Here is a 19,300-nt window from a genome sequence, read left to right as displayed (position 1 = left end):
AAGTTAAGCTAACGTGCTCGTGAAATGTGTATTTAAGCGCTAAAGTGCTGATTTAAGGGCGCTTACGACTAAGTGACAGGCTGTAAGCCGTTAGTTAAAGAGAAACACCGGCTTTTTAGAGCCTATGTTTATGTGATAAATAATCACTAAGCACTGTAGCACTGCCATAAAATGAAGGAAACGTTATGCCTACAGACGTTACAGATGTAGATGTACTGGTGATTGGTGGCGGCGTGAATGGCGTAGGCATTGCTATGGATGCCGCCGGGCGGGGCCTGACGGTGGCGCTGTGTGAGATGCACGATCTGGCCTCGGCCACCTCATCAAACAGCAGCAAGTTAATTCACGGTGGCTTGCGCTATTTAGAGCATTATGAATTTAGCTTAGTAAGAAAAGCCCTCGCCGAGCGCGAAGTATTATTAGCCGGTGCGCCGCATATTATGTGGCCACTGCGCTTTCGTCTTCCTCATCAACCGCACTTGCGCCCCGCCTGGATGCTGCGTATAGGGCTGTACTTGTACGATCATCTAGCCAAACGTAAACACCTGCCCCACTCTCACAGCCTACGCTTTAATGCCAATAGTCCATTAAAAAACACCATGAAAATGGGTTTTGAATACTCCGACGGTTGGGTGGATGATGCGCGACTCGTGGTGCTGTGTGCCATGGCTGCACGCCAGCACGGTGCAGAAATAAAACCACGCACCCGCTGTATACAGGCCACACGCGAGCAGGGTGCATGGCACGTTACACTAGAAAATACGGACACTCATATTAATACAGGGACTGAAGCGGTTAAACAAAAGTACGCCGGTGCTAAACAAGAACATTATCGCGCTAAAGTACTGATCAATGCCGCCGGACCGTGGGCCAGCTCACTGTTTAACGACGTGATCACCCAACCTGCGCCTCAGCAGCTGCGCTTGGTTAAAGGCAGCCATATTGTGGTGCCACGACTGCACGATGAGCCCCACGCTTATATTTTGCAGCATACCGATAATCGCATCGTGTTTGTTATTCCCTATGAACAGCAATTTTCACTGATTGGTACTACCGATGTGGATTATCACGGCGATCCGGCACACGTCGCAATAGATGCAACTGAAGTGGATTATTTATGTCAGGTCGTTAACGCGCACTTTAAACAGCAAATTGGCCCCAACGACCTAGTATGGAGCTATTCTGGCGTGCGCCCACTCGTTGAAGAAGACAATACACAAGGCGACGCTCAAACCACCTCCCGTGATTACACTTTTACCCTAGACGCCCCTAAAAGAACGGCACCGCTGCTGTCGGTGTTTGGTGGCAAGCTTACCACCTATCGCTTGCTATCGGAGGCCGTCACCGACGCCATTAGCCCCTACTTTCCTCATGCCACCGGCCCTTGGACTAAAACCGCCACGCTGCCCGGTGGCGATTTTATCTCACAGCCCGCACTTATTGCTGAATGGCGCCAGCAATACCCTTGGTTAAGTCACGCAATATTACAACGTTGGGCGCGCAGTTATGGGCGCTTGTGTCAGCATTTTTTGCACGACTGCCAGAGCCTAGCGGCACTGGGCGAAGACTTTGGCGCAGGCTTATATCAACAAGAAGTGGATTATCTAATAGCCGAAGAGTGGGCTTATAACGCCGAGGATATTCTATGGCGTCGTACTAAACTTGGGCTGGTGTTTAACGCCGAGCAACAAGCCCGCCTGCAACAATATGTGCAAACAAGGCGGTTACAAAATAGTGTGTCTATAAACTAGTGATCAAACTCTTTGTTGTCGCTGGGTGCTGCTTTTTGTAACTGTTTTTTTAACTCGGGGTTCAGCCAAGGTTCTAAGCCTTTAGCTTCATCAATAAACAGCTGTAAATGCGGAAATGGCATTTCAATTTTGGCATCATCTAACCCCTGCTTGATACTTTCTAGTAACTCACAAGATATTCGGCCTTTAATTTCCACATCTTTAGAATGCACCCATACCTGAGCACTTAAGTTTAACGACGAGTCAGCCAGTTCACCCAGCAACAATCGTGGTTTGAGCTGATCATTCGTGATCACCAGAGGATGTGCCGATAACAGGGGCATAATCACCTCACGCGCATGGGACACCGACTCTTTATAAGCAATGCCCAACGGAATGCGAATACGAGTGGGCCCCTCTACGCTAAAGTTAACAATATCTGACGTGGCCACTCGTTCATTGGGGATCATAGTAAATACATTGTCGCGAGTACGCAGCCACGTGGTACGAAATGCAATGCGGATCACCTTGCCTTCTTCACCATTAATCTTCACCCAGTCGCCAATGCGAAACGGGCGCTCTATTAATAAGGTAATACCAGCAATAAAGTTCGCTAACGTCGACTGCGCGGCAAAACCCACGGCAATACCCACTATGCCTAAACCGGCAATAATAGACAGCACATCAAAACCAAACTGGGCCAATACAGTAATGGACCCCATGACAACTAGTGCCACCGACAACGTATTTTTGCACAGCTGCTCTAGCGAAGAGTCTATATGATGACTCGACAAGCTAGAGGCAAGGCCACGCAGTAGTACCAGCCACACCACATAAAAAGACAATGCCATTAACCCCGCTCGGGCAGCGCCTTTCAGCACTCCGTCCGGGGCTCCATATTGCGCCAATATGGCGATAATAATGGCCAACCCCAATAAATAACGCAGTACCATTCTCGCCGCTTTAAACGGTCGTGCGCCATAGCTAAAGCGGCCTAACACCAGCTTAAGCAGGTTGGCTAATAACCAATAAAATAGCCCAAACAGCAGCAGTATCATCAACGATACTAATAATTGTCCCACCACCACTACAGCCAGCTCTTGCCAGTTAAGCCCCTTCATTCCTAGGGCATTACTCGTGTCTTGCAGGCTTTCCTGAAACTGATCCCACAGCAGGGTAAAGCTCGAAGTCGCCATCGGTACATCCTTGTTTTACTGGTAAATTCCCACGTTTTAACAATAACGTATATTATAGCGGTTAACGCACTTTTTCTTGTGAAGAGCGCAGCAGCAAAAAGCTGCCACTCAATGCTAAACCAAATAACAAGACTAACCCGACAAAACCCAACACCTTATTTAGCCCCTTATAAGGTGTCCACTGCAGATAGTGCATGCTATATACGCCATTAATAAAACGAGTATCTGCACCAAGCTGGCGCAACTGTAATCGCCCCCAGTCCAGCGTTAACTCAACCCCTGTGCTGGTGTGAACAGTAATGACACTCTTAGGCTGAGTTAAGTTAGGCGGTACCAGATTATCGTCTAGCTGGGTTAAATGACCATAACGCAGTGGATCGCTTGCAATGGCATCTTCTAGCAATAAGCGCAACTGCGCCTGGGTCGGCGAGGCCATTGGCGCTAACGTATTGGCATCTAAATGATGATACTGCCCCTGTTCCTTTATTAATAAATGACTCCCTAACACGGTGCGCAACAGTCGCAACTCTTGCCACTGCGGCTGGGCCGTTAGTGTTAATGCCTCGTCCAACGGATAGGTTTTAATCTCTAATGGCGCGAATGCCGCTTGATAGCCAGGCTTAATAAAAAAAAAGGCGCCACTGATAACCCACACGATTAATGGCAACAGTAGTAGCCCACCAAGTGTCTTATGGATAGTTTTTTTGTTCATGGCTCTGCCCGTTTCTCCCCATAACGCACTAAGCCCCATCGTATTGACGGGGCTTAGTGCAGCACATACTTACGCTACTTTATTTTTTGCAGCGTAATGTTTATCAAATCATTGCCCTGCTGCAGGGTATTATCATCGATAATTTTCCAGGCTTGTTCACCTTGGCTCTCTTTAAAGACCAAGTAGCGCTGGCCATTGTCTGATTTGCGCACAAAAATTTCTTCAAACGTGGTGCGCTCACCTTCTGACTCAATATAATCACTGCCGATTATGATGCTGTGTGAGCCCATCAACTCAGAAAAAGCATTCAGCATTTCATTACCCGATCCGGCCTTGGTTTTGTACTCCCCTTCAAAACCATGATCACACGCCGACAGCAAACCGACCAATAACACTAACATCACATATTTTATCGCTTTCATTGCATACCCTATTTGTAATAACGGTTGTCATATCAAAAGATGACCACGCAGATAATAATGATTTAACCACTCGCTTTCAGCTACATCTTTACCGAACAAGGTCATTGCCACAGACATAACCTAAGAACAGACTTATGGTGCCATATTGAGCTCATTCATAAAGGCCGAAAACGAACGTACTCCAAATGAAACTGCTAGCTGCGTGGTATGCGTTATCTCTACGCATTTGGCACAAGCTGGTCCAGAGGCTCATTGTACTATCCCTATGGGTTTAAACGCAGTTTGAGTATCTAGCGTCACTTTGCGTCGCTTATAAATTGACCTTATTTCAGGAAGAAATGCGGGTAATGGTATCGATAACGCACTTTTTCACGGTTTAATATTTTCTCTAAGATGCTCTGTAGCACCCGTATGGCGTTCGAATGGCCCCATCCTCGCCTTTATTATAGATTCGCTAGTGTGCTTTCCTTCACCTTGCCATACGCAGTAAAAAGTAAAAAAACATCATAATAAACCGAAAATTGACATGGTCAGTTATTTGACATCCCGATGTCTTAGCACTACAACTGAGTAGTGATCTGAATGGAGTTCATGATCTGTGTATAGTGAATTATTGCTAAGGAACAAAGCAATTTGGTTTTTTCAGGCTGCTATATGCATTATTTACAAGATAAAAACCTGTAAGTTCATATGAGGAATTTTTCATGAAAACATTCAAAAAAATCTCATTGGCAGTGTGCGCCAGTGCATTATTACTCCCATCACTGTCTCAGGCACAAGGCACTTATCAGGGCGTGGGTCCCAAAGAGGGCGATCGTGAGTTCTCTATTGGTGGTGTAGGTAAAAGCAATAAGAACTTCGATAACGGTAGCTTTGGTTTATCCGGTGACATGGGTTGGTATTTAAATGACCGCACCGTAGCCGGTGTGCGCCAATCAGCAAGTTGGGCCGCTGTAAATAACGGCGACGACGCATGGCAAGGCGCCACCAAAGGCTTTATTGATTATCACTTTGGTACTGAAAAGCTACGTCCGTTTGTGGGTGCCACACTGGGTGCTATTTACGGTGACGGCGTAAAAGAAACCGGCACTGCGGGCCTAGAGCTCGGTATGAAATATTACGTGCTGCCTACCACCTTCGTGCAGGCACGTGCCGAATATAGCTTCTTGTTTGACAGCAGCAACAGTGCCGGCGACAACTACGACAATGGTAGCTGGGACTATGTAGTCGGTATGGGTTATAACTTCTAATAGCAACCTCACCTATTAGCTACATAGAACACTGCACTAAGCACAGCAAACAGCCAGCCCTTTGGGTTGGCTGTTTGCTGTCTGTCGTATCAAGATAGACCTGCCACGGAACCCACGGAACAATAGGGCTCAAATCTGAAAAGAACTTTATTGGTAAAGGCAAACCCTTTATACCAACCTGGAAAACTAACTGATCAGATTTTTATGTCTTCTGTAGGGTCGATTTCAATCGACCAAAAGCCATAGCACGGCCTAAAGAGGTCGAATACTCCTTGCCTAAATAAGGCGCCCCTTGCTCGGGGTGGGTTGGTATGTACCATTTGTTTTGTGCTTTTACTTAGATAAATATTAGCGCTTAAAAGCTGACCTGTGGACCTTTTCTTCAGCGCTGAGTGGTCTGTAGATAATTGGTATTAGGCCTCTTCACTCTTCTCCGAATTTTGGCCCTGCATACGCACACTATTGAATAATACGCATAAGCTCTGCGGCCTCATACATACTGACGGTCTTAGCAATATAATATGGAACAATAATGACCCAAAAAATCTTAATGTCGTGGAGCAGCGGTAAAGACAGCGCGTGGGCGCTACAGCAGTTGCTGCAAAATCCAGAGTATGAAGTCGTAGGATTGTTTACCACTATCAGCGAAGAGTTTGATCGCGTTGCCATGCACGGAGTGCGCACCGAACTGTTACGCCAGCAGGCGGCCGCCATAGGCTTGCCGTTAGACATTATTAGCCTGCCCTCGCCCTGCACTAACGAGCTGTACAATCAGCGCATGAATACCTTTATTCAGCAAGCCAAAGCGCGCGGCATTATCGGCATGGCGTTTGGTGATCTGTTATTGGAGGATGTACGAAATTACCGAGAAAAACAGCTAAAAGATGCCGATATGGCGGCGATATTCCCCATTTGGGGTGCCGACACTCATGTCCTACCCTATGCCATGTTTGATGCAGGTTTACGCACTGTAATCACCTGTTTAGACCCCAACAAAGTGCCGCCTCACTTTGCGGGGCAAGAACTCACGCCCACATTATTAGCCGCTCTGCCAGCGGATACCGACCCCTGTGGAGAAAACGGTGAGTTTCATACCTTTGTGTTCGACAGCCCGTTATTTAAACAACCGCTGAACATTAACGTGGGCGAATGCGTCACCCGCAACGGTTTGATCTTTGCCGATTTATTAGCTTGCAGTTAAGGGCAAACCCCGTTTGGTATAAAGCGTATTCGGTGCGGTGTTGATGCATGCTAAGGTAGTGAATTACCGACAGCCATGGCGCACGCAATGACAGATACAACGACCAAGGTCGCAAGCAGCAACGATAAAACCGGGTTGGTGGCATTAGCCTGTTTACTGTTTGGTGGTGCACTACTGGGGCTGTCTACCAATTTAGCGAAACTGGCCAGCGAAATAACATTATCGCCGTTGGCCTTTTTATATTGGTCGATTAGTGGTGCCGCCGCCCTTTTGCTGTGTCAGGCCGGATTACGCGGTAAATGGCCTCCCATCACCCGCCGTACTCTAGAGTATTATGGCGTATCGGCTCTGGTGGGCGTGGCGGGATCAAACCTGATTTTCTTTTCTGCAGTGCCTCATGTGGGTGCCGGGTTTGTCGCGCTGATCATTTCGCTGCCGCCATTGCTTACCTATATCGGTGCGTTGGTGCTGGGCTTAGAAAAATTTAAAATGGCCAGAGCGGCCGGTGTTGCTGCCGCACTAGCGGGTGCCGGTGTGTTAGCAGCAAACAAGCTAGCCGCACCCGAAGCCGATGTGTTTTGGGTATTATTGGCGTTGTGCGGCCCAGTATTATTGGCCATTGGTAATCTCTATCGCACTCTGCGCTGGCCTGTAGGGGTATCGGCTGATGCACTGGCTCCGGGCATGCTAATTGCCGCCACCATTATGCTATTAACTATTGGCCTGCTGCCGGGCTTTTCTTTGGCGATTCCGGATCAGAAAACGCTGCCGCTGTTATTAATTGCCGCTCAAGCGCTGGTATTTGCTGGGCAGTTTTTATTATTGTTCATACTGCAAAAAACCGGCGGCCCCGTAATGTTAAGCCTGCTCGGTTCGGTAGGTGCCGTAGTGGGTGTGCCGGTTGCGGTCTATTTACAAGGCGAAGCGCCACCGCAAGGCTTGTTTGCGGGTGCGCTGCTAATTGGCATCGGCGTGGCACTGGTCACCTTTGGTAAAACAAAAAGATAAAAGGAATAGGGAATGGGGAATGGGGAATGGTCAGGTTGGCGCCCAGTAGGAGGCGCCAAACCATATCGCGAAACGAATGTGAGTTTGTCGCAAGCTTGTCCCCTGCATTATTTATTCATCACCCTTCACATGTGTCTTGCTATATGACTTATGCCCGCGTAGCGTTAGAAAAGTCGGTTTCGCCGGTTCTCACCTGCAATTGATCGTCTTCTAGACGCCAGTTAAACGTATGCTGCGTATCGCTTCCTGGTACTTGCAGTGTCAGCGCAATGCGGTTACCTCGCAAAGTAGCGCTAATGACGTTTACCGGCTCTTTATTAAGCCAAACTCTGCCGCCAAGCTGCTGAAATTTTTGCGTCAATGCCATTTTAAAGTGTTGCGTATCTTCGGCTTGCCACTCCCAGACTCCTGCTACGTTCGCCGGCACAATCCACTTAAAAATATCTGAACCCGCCGCAAAACAGCGGTCGTCGGGCTTCCATTCACCCATATCAAACGAATGCGATATTATCCGCGTACCAGGCTTTAGTTCAGTTAATAAGCGGGGCCTTAATAGCAAGTTAATGCTTTGCAGCAAGTACATGGTGACCACGGTTGCACTACTGATATCTACGTTAAAGAAGTCATCTTCAATAAATTCAACTAGGTGCTCCATGCCCATTGAAGCGGCGAATTCACGCGCTTCCTCTAAGCGCGGCGGATCCATATCGACACCAACCGCACGGGCTTCTCGCCCCATGGCTGCAGCGACCACAATACGGCCATCGCCTGAGCCTAGATCATATAGCACGTCTTGTGCCGTTACTCGGGCTAAGTCGAGCATGCTTTCTACTATCACTTCGTCGGTGGGCACAAAGGGCACATTAAGATCTGAGTTAAACTCAATGCCTTCGCCAATAATAAACTCGTTATACAAGCTCGACTCCTGATGTCAAAAATGAATGCCAGCTGGCTAAGGCCTATATTAACACGTCCCAGCCCAGTGCATCATGATGACGCGCGAGGCAAACAAAAGGCCCCCCACACAAGTATGGAGATGCCTTAGGTAACTTAACTTGTTACACCTGAAATTGTGTCACTAGGCTGCGTAAATGCTCCGCACGAGTTTACAGCATAGTAAGCAATGAAAAGTTGAACATGAGTTTCATGTTTTATTGATGAGGCATATCGCATAAATTCTCTCTCGCAAAGAGAGTACGTAAAAAGACTCTTTCAAAGCCTTTTTTGCGATGAATATTTGCCACAAAAGGAGGAGTATTTACTGATTTTTATTGAGTAAGTCAGTAGAATGCGCGGCGGTGCGCATTAGGCGGAAATTTCATTTAAGTGAAATCGAACGTATTTGAGTAGCCAATCGCCATTTATTCGCACGGCGATATATTATTTTCGAGATGTTTGAGAGCCCGAAAATGGGCCTTTTCTCAAGCCAAAATTCGTATACACATCATTACAGCGATGTTGTGAGCAATGTTAAGAGCTTAATTATGTTAGTTGTAGCAGCATTAGGCGGAAATGCCTTATTACAGCGCGGTGAGCCGCTAACGGCACAGGTACAGCGTGAGAATGTCAAAGTAGCCGCGCGCGCTTTGGCTGAAATTGTTAAAGCAGGTCACCAGTTGGTTGTTACCCATGGTAATGGCCCTCAGGTTGGTCTATTGGCGTTGCAAGCAGCCGCTTACAACCCAGATGAGATCTACCCTCTGGATGTGCTTGGCGCACAAACAGCAGGCATGATTGGCTATTTAGTGGAGCAAGAGCTAGAAAATGCCCTGCAAAACGAGCGTTCAATTGCCACTTTGCTTACGCAGGTCGTGGTAGACCGCAACGATCCAGCGTTTCAAGCTCCCACTAAATACATCGGCCCGGTATATAGCCAAGAAGAAGCACATGCTAAGGCAGAAAAAGCCGGTTGGCAGATTGCCCAAGATGGCGATAAGTGGCGTCGAGTGGTGGCCTCACCTAAGCCATTAGAGATTCCTGACTTACAGGTTATTAAGCTGTTAGTCGATCAGAATGTGGTGGTGATCTGTAACGGTGGTGGTGGTATTCCCGTAGTACGTGACGGGAACAACCATTTGCACGGCATTGAGGCGGTGATCGATAAAGATCTCTCCAGTGCCTTCTTAGCCAAGCAACTGGGTGCCGATGCTCTCTTGCTGCTGACCGATGTTGACGCGGTATATCACGGTTTTGGCACCCCAGAGGCGACACCGCTAAGCACCTTAACAGTGTCCGAAAGCGATGCGCTTAATTTGCCAGCTGGCTCTATGGGGCCCAAAATTAATGCGGCTTGTAGCTTTGCCGACTCGGGTGGTTTCAGTGCTATTGGCCGCTTGTCTGAGGCACTCGGATTATTGGCTGGCCTTGCCGGTACGCATATCGTTAAAGAGCATGAATAAACGGATGACCAGCTAACGCTCGTCTAATAATCACCGTTTTCTCCCGTTCCCACGCTTTGTGTGGGAACGACTTTTTCGTTATATAGCCGCCGTTATATAATGGCACCCACGCAATTTTGCTTTATTTCTTTATGCACCGTATAGGGCTGCAATTAACCACTTTTATCTCTCACTTTTCACTTTGCTTATTTTTTTCTGCTCGCATTTCAAATGGGGCCGCCAAGGCTAAAATAATGATTGTAAACAAAGTACCCAATAACGCCACGCCTAAGCTGCCTAGCCCTACCGCAACACCAATCGCCGCCGTCATCCATACACCGGCAGCCGTAGTGAGGCCCTTAATCGCCTGTTGGCTGTCTAGCTTTAAAATAGTGCCTGCACCAATAAAACCAATGCCAGTTACCACCCCTTGAATAACCCGCGACTGCGCATCTAAGGTCATGCCTACCCCCGAGCACGCCAAGATAAAAACCGCCGTGCCTAAGCAAACTAAAATATGCGTGCGTAGCCCTGCGGGTTTGCCGGCTTTTTCTCGTTGAAAGCCAATAATAGCCCCTAGCAACGAAGCGGCTAATAAGCGAATAAGAATATGCGCCAACTCTCGCTCACTAGGTATGCCATATAATAATGCTTCCCAAAAAATATCCATTAATAACCGCCTATCAGCGTTTAATTTAGAACCGACTTCAAAGCCACTTAAATTGCCGCCGTGCCACCCTCTGACGCTCTTACTGATGTTTATTGATCGACTGAAGCCTGTTGCCATTCTTGGATCAAGTGTGCCATTAGCTCTGCTGCCGGCAATGCGCGGGCCAAAGGAGCGCCTTGCCCAGCCCAATAAGGCGCAAACTCGTCACACCCCTGCTGACTGGCCACCATATGTAGGGCTTTGCCTGCGCTATAAGCACCGGGGTAGGACGAGACACTGGCGTGATGCTCGGCAAGCTCTAGGTGCATGCGATTAACCAAGCCCCTTGCCGGACGGCCAGAAATAACCGACGTAACACCGGTATTATACGCTTTGGCACCACTCAATTGCGCACGGTACGCAGGGCTTGCTGCCGACTCGGGGCACAAAATAAACGCAGTACCCAATTGTGCAGCGCTTGCGCCCATCTGCATCGCCTGCGCAATGGCCTGCCCGTGCATAATGCCGCCAGCAGCAATCACCGGTAGCGGGCATTGGTTTTGTAACAACTGCAATAAACCAAACAAGCCCAGCTCTACATCCTGCTCCGGTTCAAACACCCCACGGTGACCACCCGCCTCATAACCTTGCGCAATAATGCCATCTAACCCAGCCGACACGATGGCGTTGGCTTCTGCCACGTTGGTGGCACACCCCAGCAAGACAATACCAGCCTGTTGCAAGGTATCAATAAAGGCTTGGCTCGGTAACCCAAAGTGAAAGCTCACCACCGCTGGGCGTTCGGCCACTAACACGTTAAGCATGGCGTCATTATCAATAAAGCTGGGATAAGCGGCGGTTATCTGCTTAGGTGGGCTTGCTGAAAACTCGGCAAAATAAGGCTGCAATATATCTAACCAGTGCTGGTTGCGTACCGCGTTGTCGGGTGCTGTTTGATGACAGAAAAAGTTAACATTAAACGGCTGCGCCGTGGCTTGCTTAAGCTCTGTTATCTGTTGGCGCCCCTGATCGACACTGCAGCTACCCAAGCCTAACGAGCCTAAACCACCGGCATTAGATACTGCCGCCGCCAGCGCTACCGTAGAGGTACCCGCCATGGGGGCCTGAATAATCGGATACTGGATACCGAGCCGGGTTAATAAAGACACTGTCATGGTGATAACTCCTTTACTGCGTTATTACCTACGTTGGGTCAGCTTGCCGGAATAGTCCAGATCATACACATCCAAATCGCGCGCCAAAAACAAGGTACCGCCATAATACGCCCTCGCCTCTTGTTCAATATCGCTGATGGTATGCCCGCAGCCTCCATCTTGATAGCGTGAGCTAAAGTGGGTCAGTATCAGGTTAGGCAATACTGCTTGCTCGGCAAACTGAGCGATCATTTGGGCGGAACTATGTTGTGGCTCGGCGCCTAGCTGATCAGCAATGTCTTGGGTATAGGTGGCTTCATGCACCAGTAACTGCGCCGACTGGATGCGGTCAGTCAGCAAGGCGGGACTATCATTATCGCCGGCAATGATGACCCTGCGTGGGGGCCGACTCGCTAACAAAAAGTCATCGCCATCAACCATCCGCCCATCGGCCAAAGTCACGGTGTTTCCTCGCTGTAACTGCCCCCACACCGGGCCCGGTTCAATGTTGGCAGCCAATAGCTTGTCTTTATCTAACTTGCGTGGCAACCCGGTCTCCACAAACTCATAGCCAACACAGGGTACTCGGTGTGACAGCGCCAGAGCTGACACCTTAAAATCATCCAGTTCGACGGCTGCAGTAAGTGTAGCCACATCAATAAAACGCAGCGGATAAGACAAAGTGACGTGCGTTAGCTGCAAGGTCACACGCAACCACTGTTGTAACTCTACGGGGCCTATAATAGTCAGTGCATCCGTGCGCCCCATTAAGTTGGCACTGGCCAGCAGCCCCGGCAAGCCATAGCAATGGTCGCCATGCAAATGGGTAATACAAATCGCCTGTAAACGGCGTAACGATAAGGCCGTATGTAAAATACGATGCTGGGTAGCCTCACCACAGTCCACCAGTATCCAAGATTTAGTATTGGCCTTTTTTAATGCCAGCCCTGTCACATTGCGGCTTGTTGTCGGCGTGCCCGCCGAGGTGCCTAAAAACTGCAACTCCATGCCCTTCTCCGTTAGCCGTCGTCATGGGCGGGGTTATCCTTAGCCGCCGCAAAGAATATCGCCAACCATACACAGATGCCGTTCGCTTGAGGGTGACTTACTTTATGTAACGTGTGCGCGGGAATATGAATAAAGTCGCCCACTTGTAGCCTCACTTCTCGGTCATCGGCAAAGGTCAGTGTGCCTTCTCCTTGCAGCACCATCACCCATTCGTCTTCATCTTGGTCATACCAACCCACCGCAGGCGAGCTGTGCCCTTGGGACACAATACGCTCTATGCGTACATTCGGTGTATTAAGCAAGTCCTGAAGGTGCTCATTGGTGAGCTCCGTTGGCATATTCTCGAAAATATTCTTCATAACGCGCCTCAAATGTTGATAACACCAACCACTTTTTACTTTTGTGTAGTGCGACTCAGTCACCTGCTTTACCACATCAGGTGCGGTTCGAGATTTACGCACATTAATTTGTTTAACTCACCTGATCCTCAACAAACCACACTACACTGATTTGATGCGCTGCCAAGACGTTGGTATTAACCCATGGCGACTGACTCGTTGGAGACTTTGATTTATCCGCCATGTCACGGCAGGCCTGCTGTCTAAAGAATACGCCAAAGTGCGCGCCAAGCTAATGACCTAAAAGGCATTAACCAGCGGTGAGCTAGGCGATCCCTTTTAACGAAGATGGCACAGTGACCGTGGTAAGTGAATCTAAACGCCATGGAGTGGGTACGGCACTGGTGCAGAAACAATAAACTCTCAGGCAATAAACTGAAATAAAAAGGGGCAACCAAGTGGCTGCCCCTTTTTAATGCTTACAGCGTATGGCTTAGCACCCCGCAGGGCTTGGCTTGGCTAATTTAAACAGCTCGAAGAAGTTGGCGGTGGTTTGCGCGGCCACTTCTTCTACCGTAAGGCCTTTTAGTTTAGCGATAAACTCGGCGACGGTGCGAGTGTAAGCGGGTTCATTTTCTTCACCACGAAATGGCACTGGGGCCAGCCAAGGTGAGTCGGTTTCCACCAACAAGCGCTCTAACGGCAACGCTTTTACCACTTCACGCAACGCCTTAGCGCTATTAAAAGTGACAATACCCGAGATAGAAATATAAAAGCCCAGTTCAATAGCCGCTTCGGCCATTTCTAGCGATTCAGTAAAACAGTGCAGTACACCACCCACTTTATCAGCACCGCCTTCGCGCAGAATGTCCAAGGTATCTTGCTGGGCATTGCGGGTATGAATAATTAACGGTTTGTTTAATGCTACCGCAACATCAACATGCTGTTTAAACGAACGACGCTGCATCTCAGCCGACTCGGGGGCATAAAAATAATCCAACCCAGTTTCACCAATGGCCACAACGGCAGGATCGGCGGCCAATTGTTGCAACAATACCGGGTCATTAGGCTCATCATCTTGATGTAGCGGATGCACACCACACGAGGCAAACACCTGAGGAAACGGCTTAATGGCGGCTAGCATCTCAGGAAAAGATGATAAGCCCACGCTGATGCACAGCATGTGATTGACGCCACGATTAGCGGCCTTGCGAATGGCCTCGGCCATATCCTGATGTTTGATGCCGTATTCAAGTCTGTCTAGGTGGCAATGAGAGTCAACCAGCAAAACCGTCTCCTTTATTAGATAAAAAAAGCTGTAAGCCGTACGTAATACGCCAACCGTTAAAGATAAACATATTTTGCCACGGAACCCACGAAACCCACGGACAAAAACGAATACTTAACAGGGGCTACAGGCCGCCGTGTTTGTCTTTAACAGACAGCGTACGGCGTATAGCGTACCGCTGTGTTTAAGTGATGTTCGTTAGCCACTGGGTGAGCTGTAACCCGGGGTTCACTGGGCGGCCCGCACTGGACTGTAAGGTGCGGCGTAGTTGCACCAGCTCATCGAGCGCTTGAGTGAGCTTAGGCACGCCCCACTGGCTAACATTGCGACATAAGGGCTCGCTATCTGCTAAACGTAGACCAGTAGTCGATAGGCCTAATGCCAGCTGCAGCGCATCTTGCAGTAACAACTGTAACCATAATAAATGCACCGGTTGTTCAAGCAAGCCCGCTTGCACCGTGGTTAACAACTGGGGCTGCAGCCTAAGCTCGGCACACTGCTGTAATAATTGCAGTCGGCGTTGGTCGGTACCGGCGGTTAAGTAATCACGCGTATTTAGCGGCGAGCCCTGATTAACATTAAGAGCGGTTAAGCTGGCCGCAGAGCCTGAGGTAGTTACTCCCTGCTCGGCCAACCAGTTCAGCACTAATGTGGCATCTGGCACCGGCAACAACCATTGTTGGCAGCGGCTGCGAATGGTGGGCAGCAACCGCTCGGGTTGTGAGCTGATCAGCAGCAAGTGGGATTGTCCTGCCGGCTCTTCCAAGGTTTTCAGCAAGGCATTCGCCGCCGCTTCGGTCATTTTTTCGGCTTGTTCAATCACAGCTACCTTGCCATGACCTAATCGCGCGCTGTCACTTAATACCTGAGTGAGTTGGCGAATGGTATCCACGCTGATACTGCGCTGATCGGTACGAATGATATGCAAATCAGAATGATTACCCGCCTGTACTAATTGGCAGGCATGGCAATGACCACAAGGAATGATAGCCGCGGTGTCTTGAGTCGTGCCCTGCTCTTCACTGCTTGTATGTTGGCATAACAACGCTTGAGCCAACTGCTGGCCCAACTCGCGTTTGCCCAAGCCGTCTATGCCCTTTAATAACAGCGCATGCCCCAGCTGTTGTTGAACAATAAGCCGCGTCAGTTGTTGTGCTGGCTCATTTAACCAAGGGTACACAAGCGACGCTCCAAACACGCCAGTACCGCGGCCTTCACATCGGCCTCGCTCTGGCTGGCATCAATAATTTCGCAGTGCGAATTATTATGCGCTAATTGTAAATAGCCGGCTCGCGTGCGCTCAAAAAAGCTGAGTTGCTCTTGCTCTATGCGGTCTAACTCACCGCGCATGCGTGCACGATCGAGCCCTTGAGCCGGATCTATGTCTAGATACACCACCAAATTAGGAGAAAAATCCCCCAACACCGCCTGTTTAATTTGTTTGATAAGCTTAACATCAATGCCACGGCCACCGCCCTGATAGGCCAGCGACGACCAGTCGTGCCGGTCCCCCACTACCCAAGTATTGGCAGCCAGCGCCGGTTGAATACGGTTTTTAACTAACTGCACCCGTGCGGCATACATCAGCAGTAGTTCAGCTTCCATAGTCAACGGCTCTTCATGCACTTCTTTTACTAAGCCGCGCATTTTTTCGGCCAGCGGGGTACCGCCCGGCTCACGGGTACGCATCACCGTTAGCCCTTTCGCTTCTAGCCACGCCACTACATGGCCTTGTACCGTGCTTTTTCCGGCACCTTCGAGCCCTTCAATCACAATAAACTGGCTCATGTTCTACCTTTTTAAGATGTAGCGGCGTACCGCATTATTATGCTCACGCAGCGATTTAGAAAAATAATGACGCCCGTCTTCACCCGTCGCCACAAAATAATAGTAGCCGCTGTCTACAGGCTGTAATGCGGCCGTGATGGCTTCTTTACTCGGCATAGCAATGGGGCCGGGAGGCAAACCATCTATCGTGTAGGTGTTATAAGGCGTATACGTCTGTAAATCCTTCTTACGGATGTTGCCGTCATAGTCGTCGCCCATGCCATAAATCACCGTGGGATCGGTTTGCAGTCGCATGCCCACTCGCAGGCGATTCACAAACACCGAGGCAATTAATGGTCGCTCATCGGCAACGCCAGACTCTTTTTCAATGATAGACGCCAATACTAAAGCCTCAAAGGGCGTTTTAATCGGCAAGTCTGGGCGACGCGCCTCCCACGCTTTTGCTAAAAACAGCTCCATTTCATCATGCGCACGCTGCAAAATAGATAAGTCGGTGTCGCCTGGTGTATAGCTGTAGGTTTCTGGTAACAACTGGCCTTCTAACTTACCGTTGTCCATGCCTAACTGCTTGGCAACCTCCGCCTCTGTAGCGCCCTCTAAGGTGACGTCAAGATACTCAGCGTTAGCTAATCGTTGCAGCCAATCACCAATGCGTAAGCCTTCCACCAACGTCACCTGTAAACGATAAACATCACCGTTAACTATGGTCATTAGTGCATCGCGCAGTGGTGTACCTGGGGCAAACTTATAAGTTCCTTGGCGCACCGCAGCCAATTCGGGATGAAAACGCAGCCACACTTTGCGCGTTAGCTCAGGCACCGGCTTCTCACTCAGGCGATTAATTAAATGAAACGTAGCCTCACCACGAGCCACCACAAACAACGGCGAATCACCTTGCGCTATGGTCATGTTTTCTACGGCTTTCCACTGCTGAAAACCGTACGTCGCAACGCCGCCAATCACCAGCACCGCCAATAAAAATAACCGTACTAGCCATTTAATGAGTGTCTTCATAAGCCTGCTGTAATTCCTTTGTGGTAGTAAAGTCGCACTGCATATTGTGCTTGCCAATGGCCGTCACCGGTACCACGCCCATCAGCGCATTGGTCAGCCATAGTTCATCGGCGGCCAACAATCGCTCAAGATCTGTGCTGCAAACAGTGAGCCGCGGGCCTAAATAATCTTGGCACCACGCTCGCATAGTCCCGCACACGCCGGCACTCGATAGATCGGGGGTAAAAATACGCTCGCCTTCTCGCCAAAAAAGATTGGCGGTAACCGCTTCTATTACCTTGCAGTGGGTGTCTAACACCAGCGCCTCAGGCCACTGATGCCCATCTAGCTCGGCTTTTAAGAGTACCTGCTCTAGTCGATTCACGGTTTTTAAGCCCGCTAATAATGGACTGTGGCCCAGCCGCCCCTTACAGACACCCAATGCAATGCCCTGCTTGCGCCATTGATAATAATGAGCCGGAAACGGCGCACAGTTTAACACGACAGTGGTAGCACCACAGCCCGCCATACTGTATCCGCGACCACCTATGCCGCGCACCAGCGTGATACGCAACACTTGATCTCCGTCGGGTTCAATGGCCGCGCCATTATTAAGGGCCACCATCTCAAGAGCCGCGGCATGCACCGCCTGCCAGTCTGGCATCGGCATCTGTAGTCGGGTGCAGGCGTTCTTTAGTCGCGCTAGGTGGTAATGCCAATTAAGCAACCGCCCACCACAGGCGTGCAAGGTACTAAAATGGCCATCCCCCAACTGCCAAGCTCGGCTTAGCGCGGTTAATGACTCAGCATCGGTCGCTGGTCTAGTAACAGAGTGATTCGTTATAAAAGTCTGCATCTTAGCCCCATAAAAAAGCCCGGCACTAGGCCGGGCTTAGGATTGGCCAAGAGGCCATTATATGCGTTTGAAAATCAATGAGCCATTAGTGCCGCCAAAACCAAAGGAATTGGACAAGGCATACTCAAATTGACCTTTTTTAGCAGTATGAGGTACCAAATCTAAATCACACTCGTCATCTGGTTCATCCAGATTGATCGTGGGCGGTGCTATTTGGTCACGCAATGCCAATACGCTAAAGATAGCTTCTATGGCACCGGCGGCACCTAATAGGTGACCGGTCATTGATTTGGTGGAGCTCACCATTAACTGCTGCGCATGCTCACCAAATACCAGCTTCAATCCACGCAACTCGGCCACATCACCCAACGGGGTAGAGGTGCCGTGTGCATTAACGTAACCGATAAGGGCCGGAGCAATGTCTGCATCTTTAATGGCATTCACCATCGCTTTGGCAGCACCACTGCCATCGGCAGGCGGAGCCGTCATATGATGCGCATCGCCACTCATGCCAAAGCCAACTAGCTCTGCATAAATAGTAGCACCACGTGCTTTAGCATGCTCATACTCTTCCAGCATCATCACACCCGCACCGTCACCCAGCACAAAACCGTCACGGTTTTTGTCCCAAGGGCGACTGGCTTTTTGCGGATCATCGTTGCGGGTAGACAGTGCACGAGCAGCCGCAAAACCACCCATACCCATAGTGGTAGAGGCTTTTTCAGTGCCACCCGCTAACATAGCGTCGGCGTCACCGTAAGCAATCATGCGCGCAGCCAACCCAATGCTGTGTGTACCGGTAGTACACGCAGTGGTGACTGCAATATTAGGGCCGCGTAAGCCACTCATAATCGATAAATGCCCAGACACCATATTAATAATGGTGGAAGGTACAAAAAACGGGCTCAATTTACGCGGGCCACTGGCTAGCAGGTTAGTGTGGTTATGCTCAATTAAGCCAAGACCACCAATACCCGAGCCAATAGAAACACCAACGCGATCTGCATTCGTGTCATTGATCTCTAGACCGGAATCGGCCATTGCCTGTAAACCGGCTGCTACGCCGTACTGGATGAATAAATCCATCTTACGGGCTTCTTTTTTAGCGATACCATGATCTTCGGGATCGAAGTCCTTGACCAGGCCTGCGAATTTGGTGCTGTATTCGGTAGTATCAAAGTGCTCTATGTTGCTGATGCCACTTTGGCCTGCTAACAGGGCCTGCCAACTGGCATTAACCGAGTTACCGACAGGAGAGAGCATACCGAGACCAGTCACCACGACTCTGCGTTTGGGCACAGGAACGTCTCCGAATGGGGTTTATAACGG

19 protein-coding genes are annotated in these 19,300 nt (G+C 49.6%); 5 read left to right on the top strand and 14 right to left on the bottom strand.

The features are described 5' to 3' along the window. The first annotated feature begins 185 nt into the window (after positions 1-185). Entirely contained in the window at positions 186-1,751 is a 1,566-nt protein-coding gene (gene glpD, locus ACFQ1C_RS16110) for a glycerol-3-phosphate dehydrogenase (protein WP_379559698.1), read from the top strand. On the opposite strand, the gene ACFQ1C_RS16105 is transcribed toward glpD, so the two are convergent. The 3 genes from ACFQ1C_RS16105 to ACFQ1C_RS16095 form a co-directional block, all read right to left on the bottom strand. Next, positions 1,748-2,926 carry a mechanosensitive ion channel family protein gene (locus ACFQ1C_RS16105; RefSeq protein ID WP_379559697.1) on the bottom strand — a complete coding sequence of 393 codons (1,179 nt, stop codon included), beginning with the start codon at positions 2,924-2,926 and terminating at the stop codon, positions 1,748-1,750. The two genes, glpD and ACFQ1C_RS16105, sit on opposite strands and share 4 nt — an antisense overlap. Positions 2,927-2,987: 61 nt before the next feature. Next, a complete protein-coding gene (locus ACFQ1C_RS16100) occupies positions 2,988-3,638 on the bottom strand; it encodes a hypothetical protein (RefSeq protein ID WP_379559696.1) in 651 nt (216 codons plus the stop codon). Between the two features lie 74 nt (positions 3,639-3,712). After that, positions 3,713-4,060: a hypothetical protein gene (locus tag ACFQ1C_RS16095; RefSeq protein WP_379559695.1), complete on the bottom strand. Its 348-nt coding sequence runs from the start codon at positions 4,058-4,060 to the stop codon at positions 3,713-3,715. A 704-nt stretch (positions 4,061-4,764) separates the two neighbouring features. Here ACFQ1C_RS16095 and ACFQ1C_RS16090 point away from each other — a divergent pair. The 3 genes from ACFQ1C_RS16090 to ACFQ1C_RS16080 all read left to right on the top strand — a co-directional run bounded on the left by ACFQ1C_RS16090 (position 4,765) and on the right by ACFQ1C_RS16080 (position 7,519). Further along, positions 4,765-5,310 carry a hypothetical protein gene (locus ACFQ1C_RS16090; RefSeq protein ID WP_379559694.1) on the top strand — a complete coding sequence of 182 codons (546 nt, stop codon included), beginning with the start codon at positions 4,765-4,767 and terminating at the stop codon, positions 5,308-5,310. 532 nt (positions 5,311-5,842) lie between these two features. Next, positions 5,843-6,511, top strand: a complete 669-nt coding sequence (locus ACFQ1C_RS16085) for a Dph6-related ATP pyrophosphatase (protein ID WP_379559693.1) — start codon at positions 5,843-5,845, stop codon at positions 6,509-6,511. 87 nt (positions 6,512-6,598) lie between these two features. Further along, the gene (locus ACFQ1C_RS16080) at positions 6,599-7,519 is read left to right on the top strand and encodes a DMT family transporter (RefSeq protein ID WP_379559692.1); all 921 of its coding nucleotides are present in this window, start codon (positions 6,599-6,601) and stop codon (positions 7,517-7,519) included. A gap of 148 nt (positions 7,520-7,667) precedes the next feature. Here the strand turns inward: ACFQ1C_RS16080 and ACFQ1C_RS16075 are convergent, their stop codons facing one another. Next, the gene (locus ACFQ1C_RS16075; protein ID WP_379559691.1) at positions 7,668-8,435 is read right to left on the bottom strand and encodes a class I SAM-dependent methyltransferase; all 768 of its coding nucleotides are present in this window, start codon (positions 8,433-8,435) and stop codon (positions 7,668-7,670) included. Positions 8,436-9,003: 568 nt separating this feature from the next. Here ACFQ1C_RS16075 and arcC point away from each other — a divergent pair. After that, positions 9,004-9,918: a carbamate kinase gene (gene arcC / locus ACFQ1C_RS16070; protein ID WP_379559690.1), complete on the top strand. Its 915-nt coding sequence runs from the start codon at positions 9,004-9,006 to the stop codon at positions 9,916-9,918. 169 nt (positions 9,919-10,087) lie between these two features. On the opposite strand, the gene ACFQ1C_RS16065 is transcribed toward arcC, so the two are convergent. The 10 genes from ACFQ1C_RS16065 to fabF form a co-directional block, all read right to left on the bottom strand. Continuing rightward, positions 10,088-10,567, bottom strand: a complete 480-nt coding sequence (locus tag ACFQ1C_RS16065; RefSeq protein WP_379559689.1) for an MgtC/SapB family protein — start codon at positions 10,565-10,567, stop codon at positions 10,088-10,090. Positions 10,568-10,656: 89 nt separating this feature from the next. Further along, positions 10,657-11,721, bottom strand: a complete 1,065-nt coding sequence (locus tag ACFQ1C_RS16060) for an NAD(P)H-dependent flavin oxidoreductase (RefSeq protein WP_379559688.1) — start codon at positions 11,719-11,721, stop codon at positions 10,657-10,659. Between the two features lie 24 nt (positions 11,722-11,745). After that, positions 11,746-12,708: a ribonuclease Z gene (locus ACFQ1C_RS16055; protein WP_379559687.1), complete on the bottom strand. Its 963-nt coding sequence runs from the start codon at positions 12,706-12,708 to the stop codon at positions 11,746-11,748. Between the two features lie 11 nt (positions 12,709-12,719). Next, positions 12,720-13,067, bottom strand: a complete 348-nt coding sequence (locus ACFQ1C_RS16050) for a cupin domain-containing protein (protein ID WP_379559686.1) — start codon at positions 13,065-13,067, stop codon at positions 12,720-12,722. Positions 13,068-13,539: 472 nt separating this feature from the next. Beyond that, the gene (locus ACFQ1C_RS16045) at positions 13,540-14,334 is read right to left on the bottom strand and encodes a TatD family hydrolase (RefSeq protein WP_379559685.1); all 795 of its coding nucleotides are present in this window, start codon (positions 14,332-14,334) and stop codon (positions 13,540-13,542) included. Positions 14,335-14,518: 184 nt separating this feature from the next. After that, positions 14,519-15,514 carry a DNA polymerase III subunit delta' gene (gene holB, locus ACFQ1C_RS16040; RefSeq protein ID WP_379559684.1) on the bottom strand — a complete coding sequence of 332 codons (996 nt, stop codon included), beginning with the start codon at positions 15,512-15,514 and terminating at the stop codon, positions 14,519-14,521. Beyond that, positions 15,499-16,122 (bottom strand): dTMP kinase, encoded by a 624-nt coding sequence (gene tmk / locus ACFQ1C_RS16035; RefSeq protein WP_379559683.1) that lies wholly within the window; start codon positions 16,120-16,122, stop codon positions 15,499-15,501. The genes holB and tmk overlap by 16 nt, the downstream gene beginning before the upstream one ends. Before the next feature lie 3 nt (positions 16,123-16,125). After that, a complete protein-coding gene (mltG, locus tag ACFQ1C_RS16030; protein ID WP_379559682.1) occupies positions 16,126-17,136 on the bottom strand; it encodes an endolytic transglycosylase MltG in 1,011 nt (336 codons plus the stop codon). Beyond that, a complete protein-coding gene (pabC, locus tag ACFQ1C_RS16025) occupies positions 17,120-17,971 on the bottom strand; it encodes an aminodeoxychorismate lyase (RefSeq protein WP_379559681.1) in 852 nt (283 codons plus the stop codon). Before pabC ends, mltG begins: the two co-directional genes overlap by 17 nt. A gap of 57 nt (positions 17,972-18,028) precedes the next feature. After that, the gene (fabF, locus tag ACFQ1C_RS16020; RefSeq protein WP_379559680.1) at positions 18,029-19,270 is read right to left on the bottom strand and encodes a beta-ketoacyl-ACP synthase II; all 1,242 of its coding nucleotides are present in this window, start codon (positions 19,268-19,270) and stop codon (positions 18,029-18,031) included. Positions 19,271-19,300 lie beyond the last annotated feature (30 nt).

This window comes from Oceanisphaera ostreae, from assembly GCF_042676125.1.
GTDB classification, from domain to species: Bacteria; Pseudomonadota; Gammaproteobacteria; order Enterobacterales; family Aeromonadaceae; genus Oceanimonas; species Oceanimonas ostreae.
The sequence above is the reverse complement of the archived record's forward strand: the minus strand, read 5'-3'. Positions and strand labels throughout refer to the sequence as shown.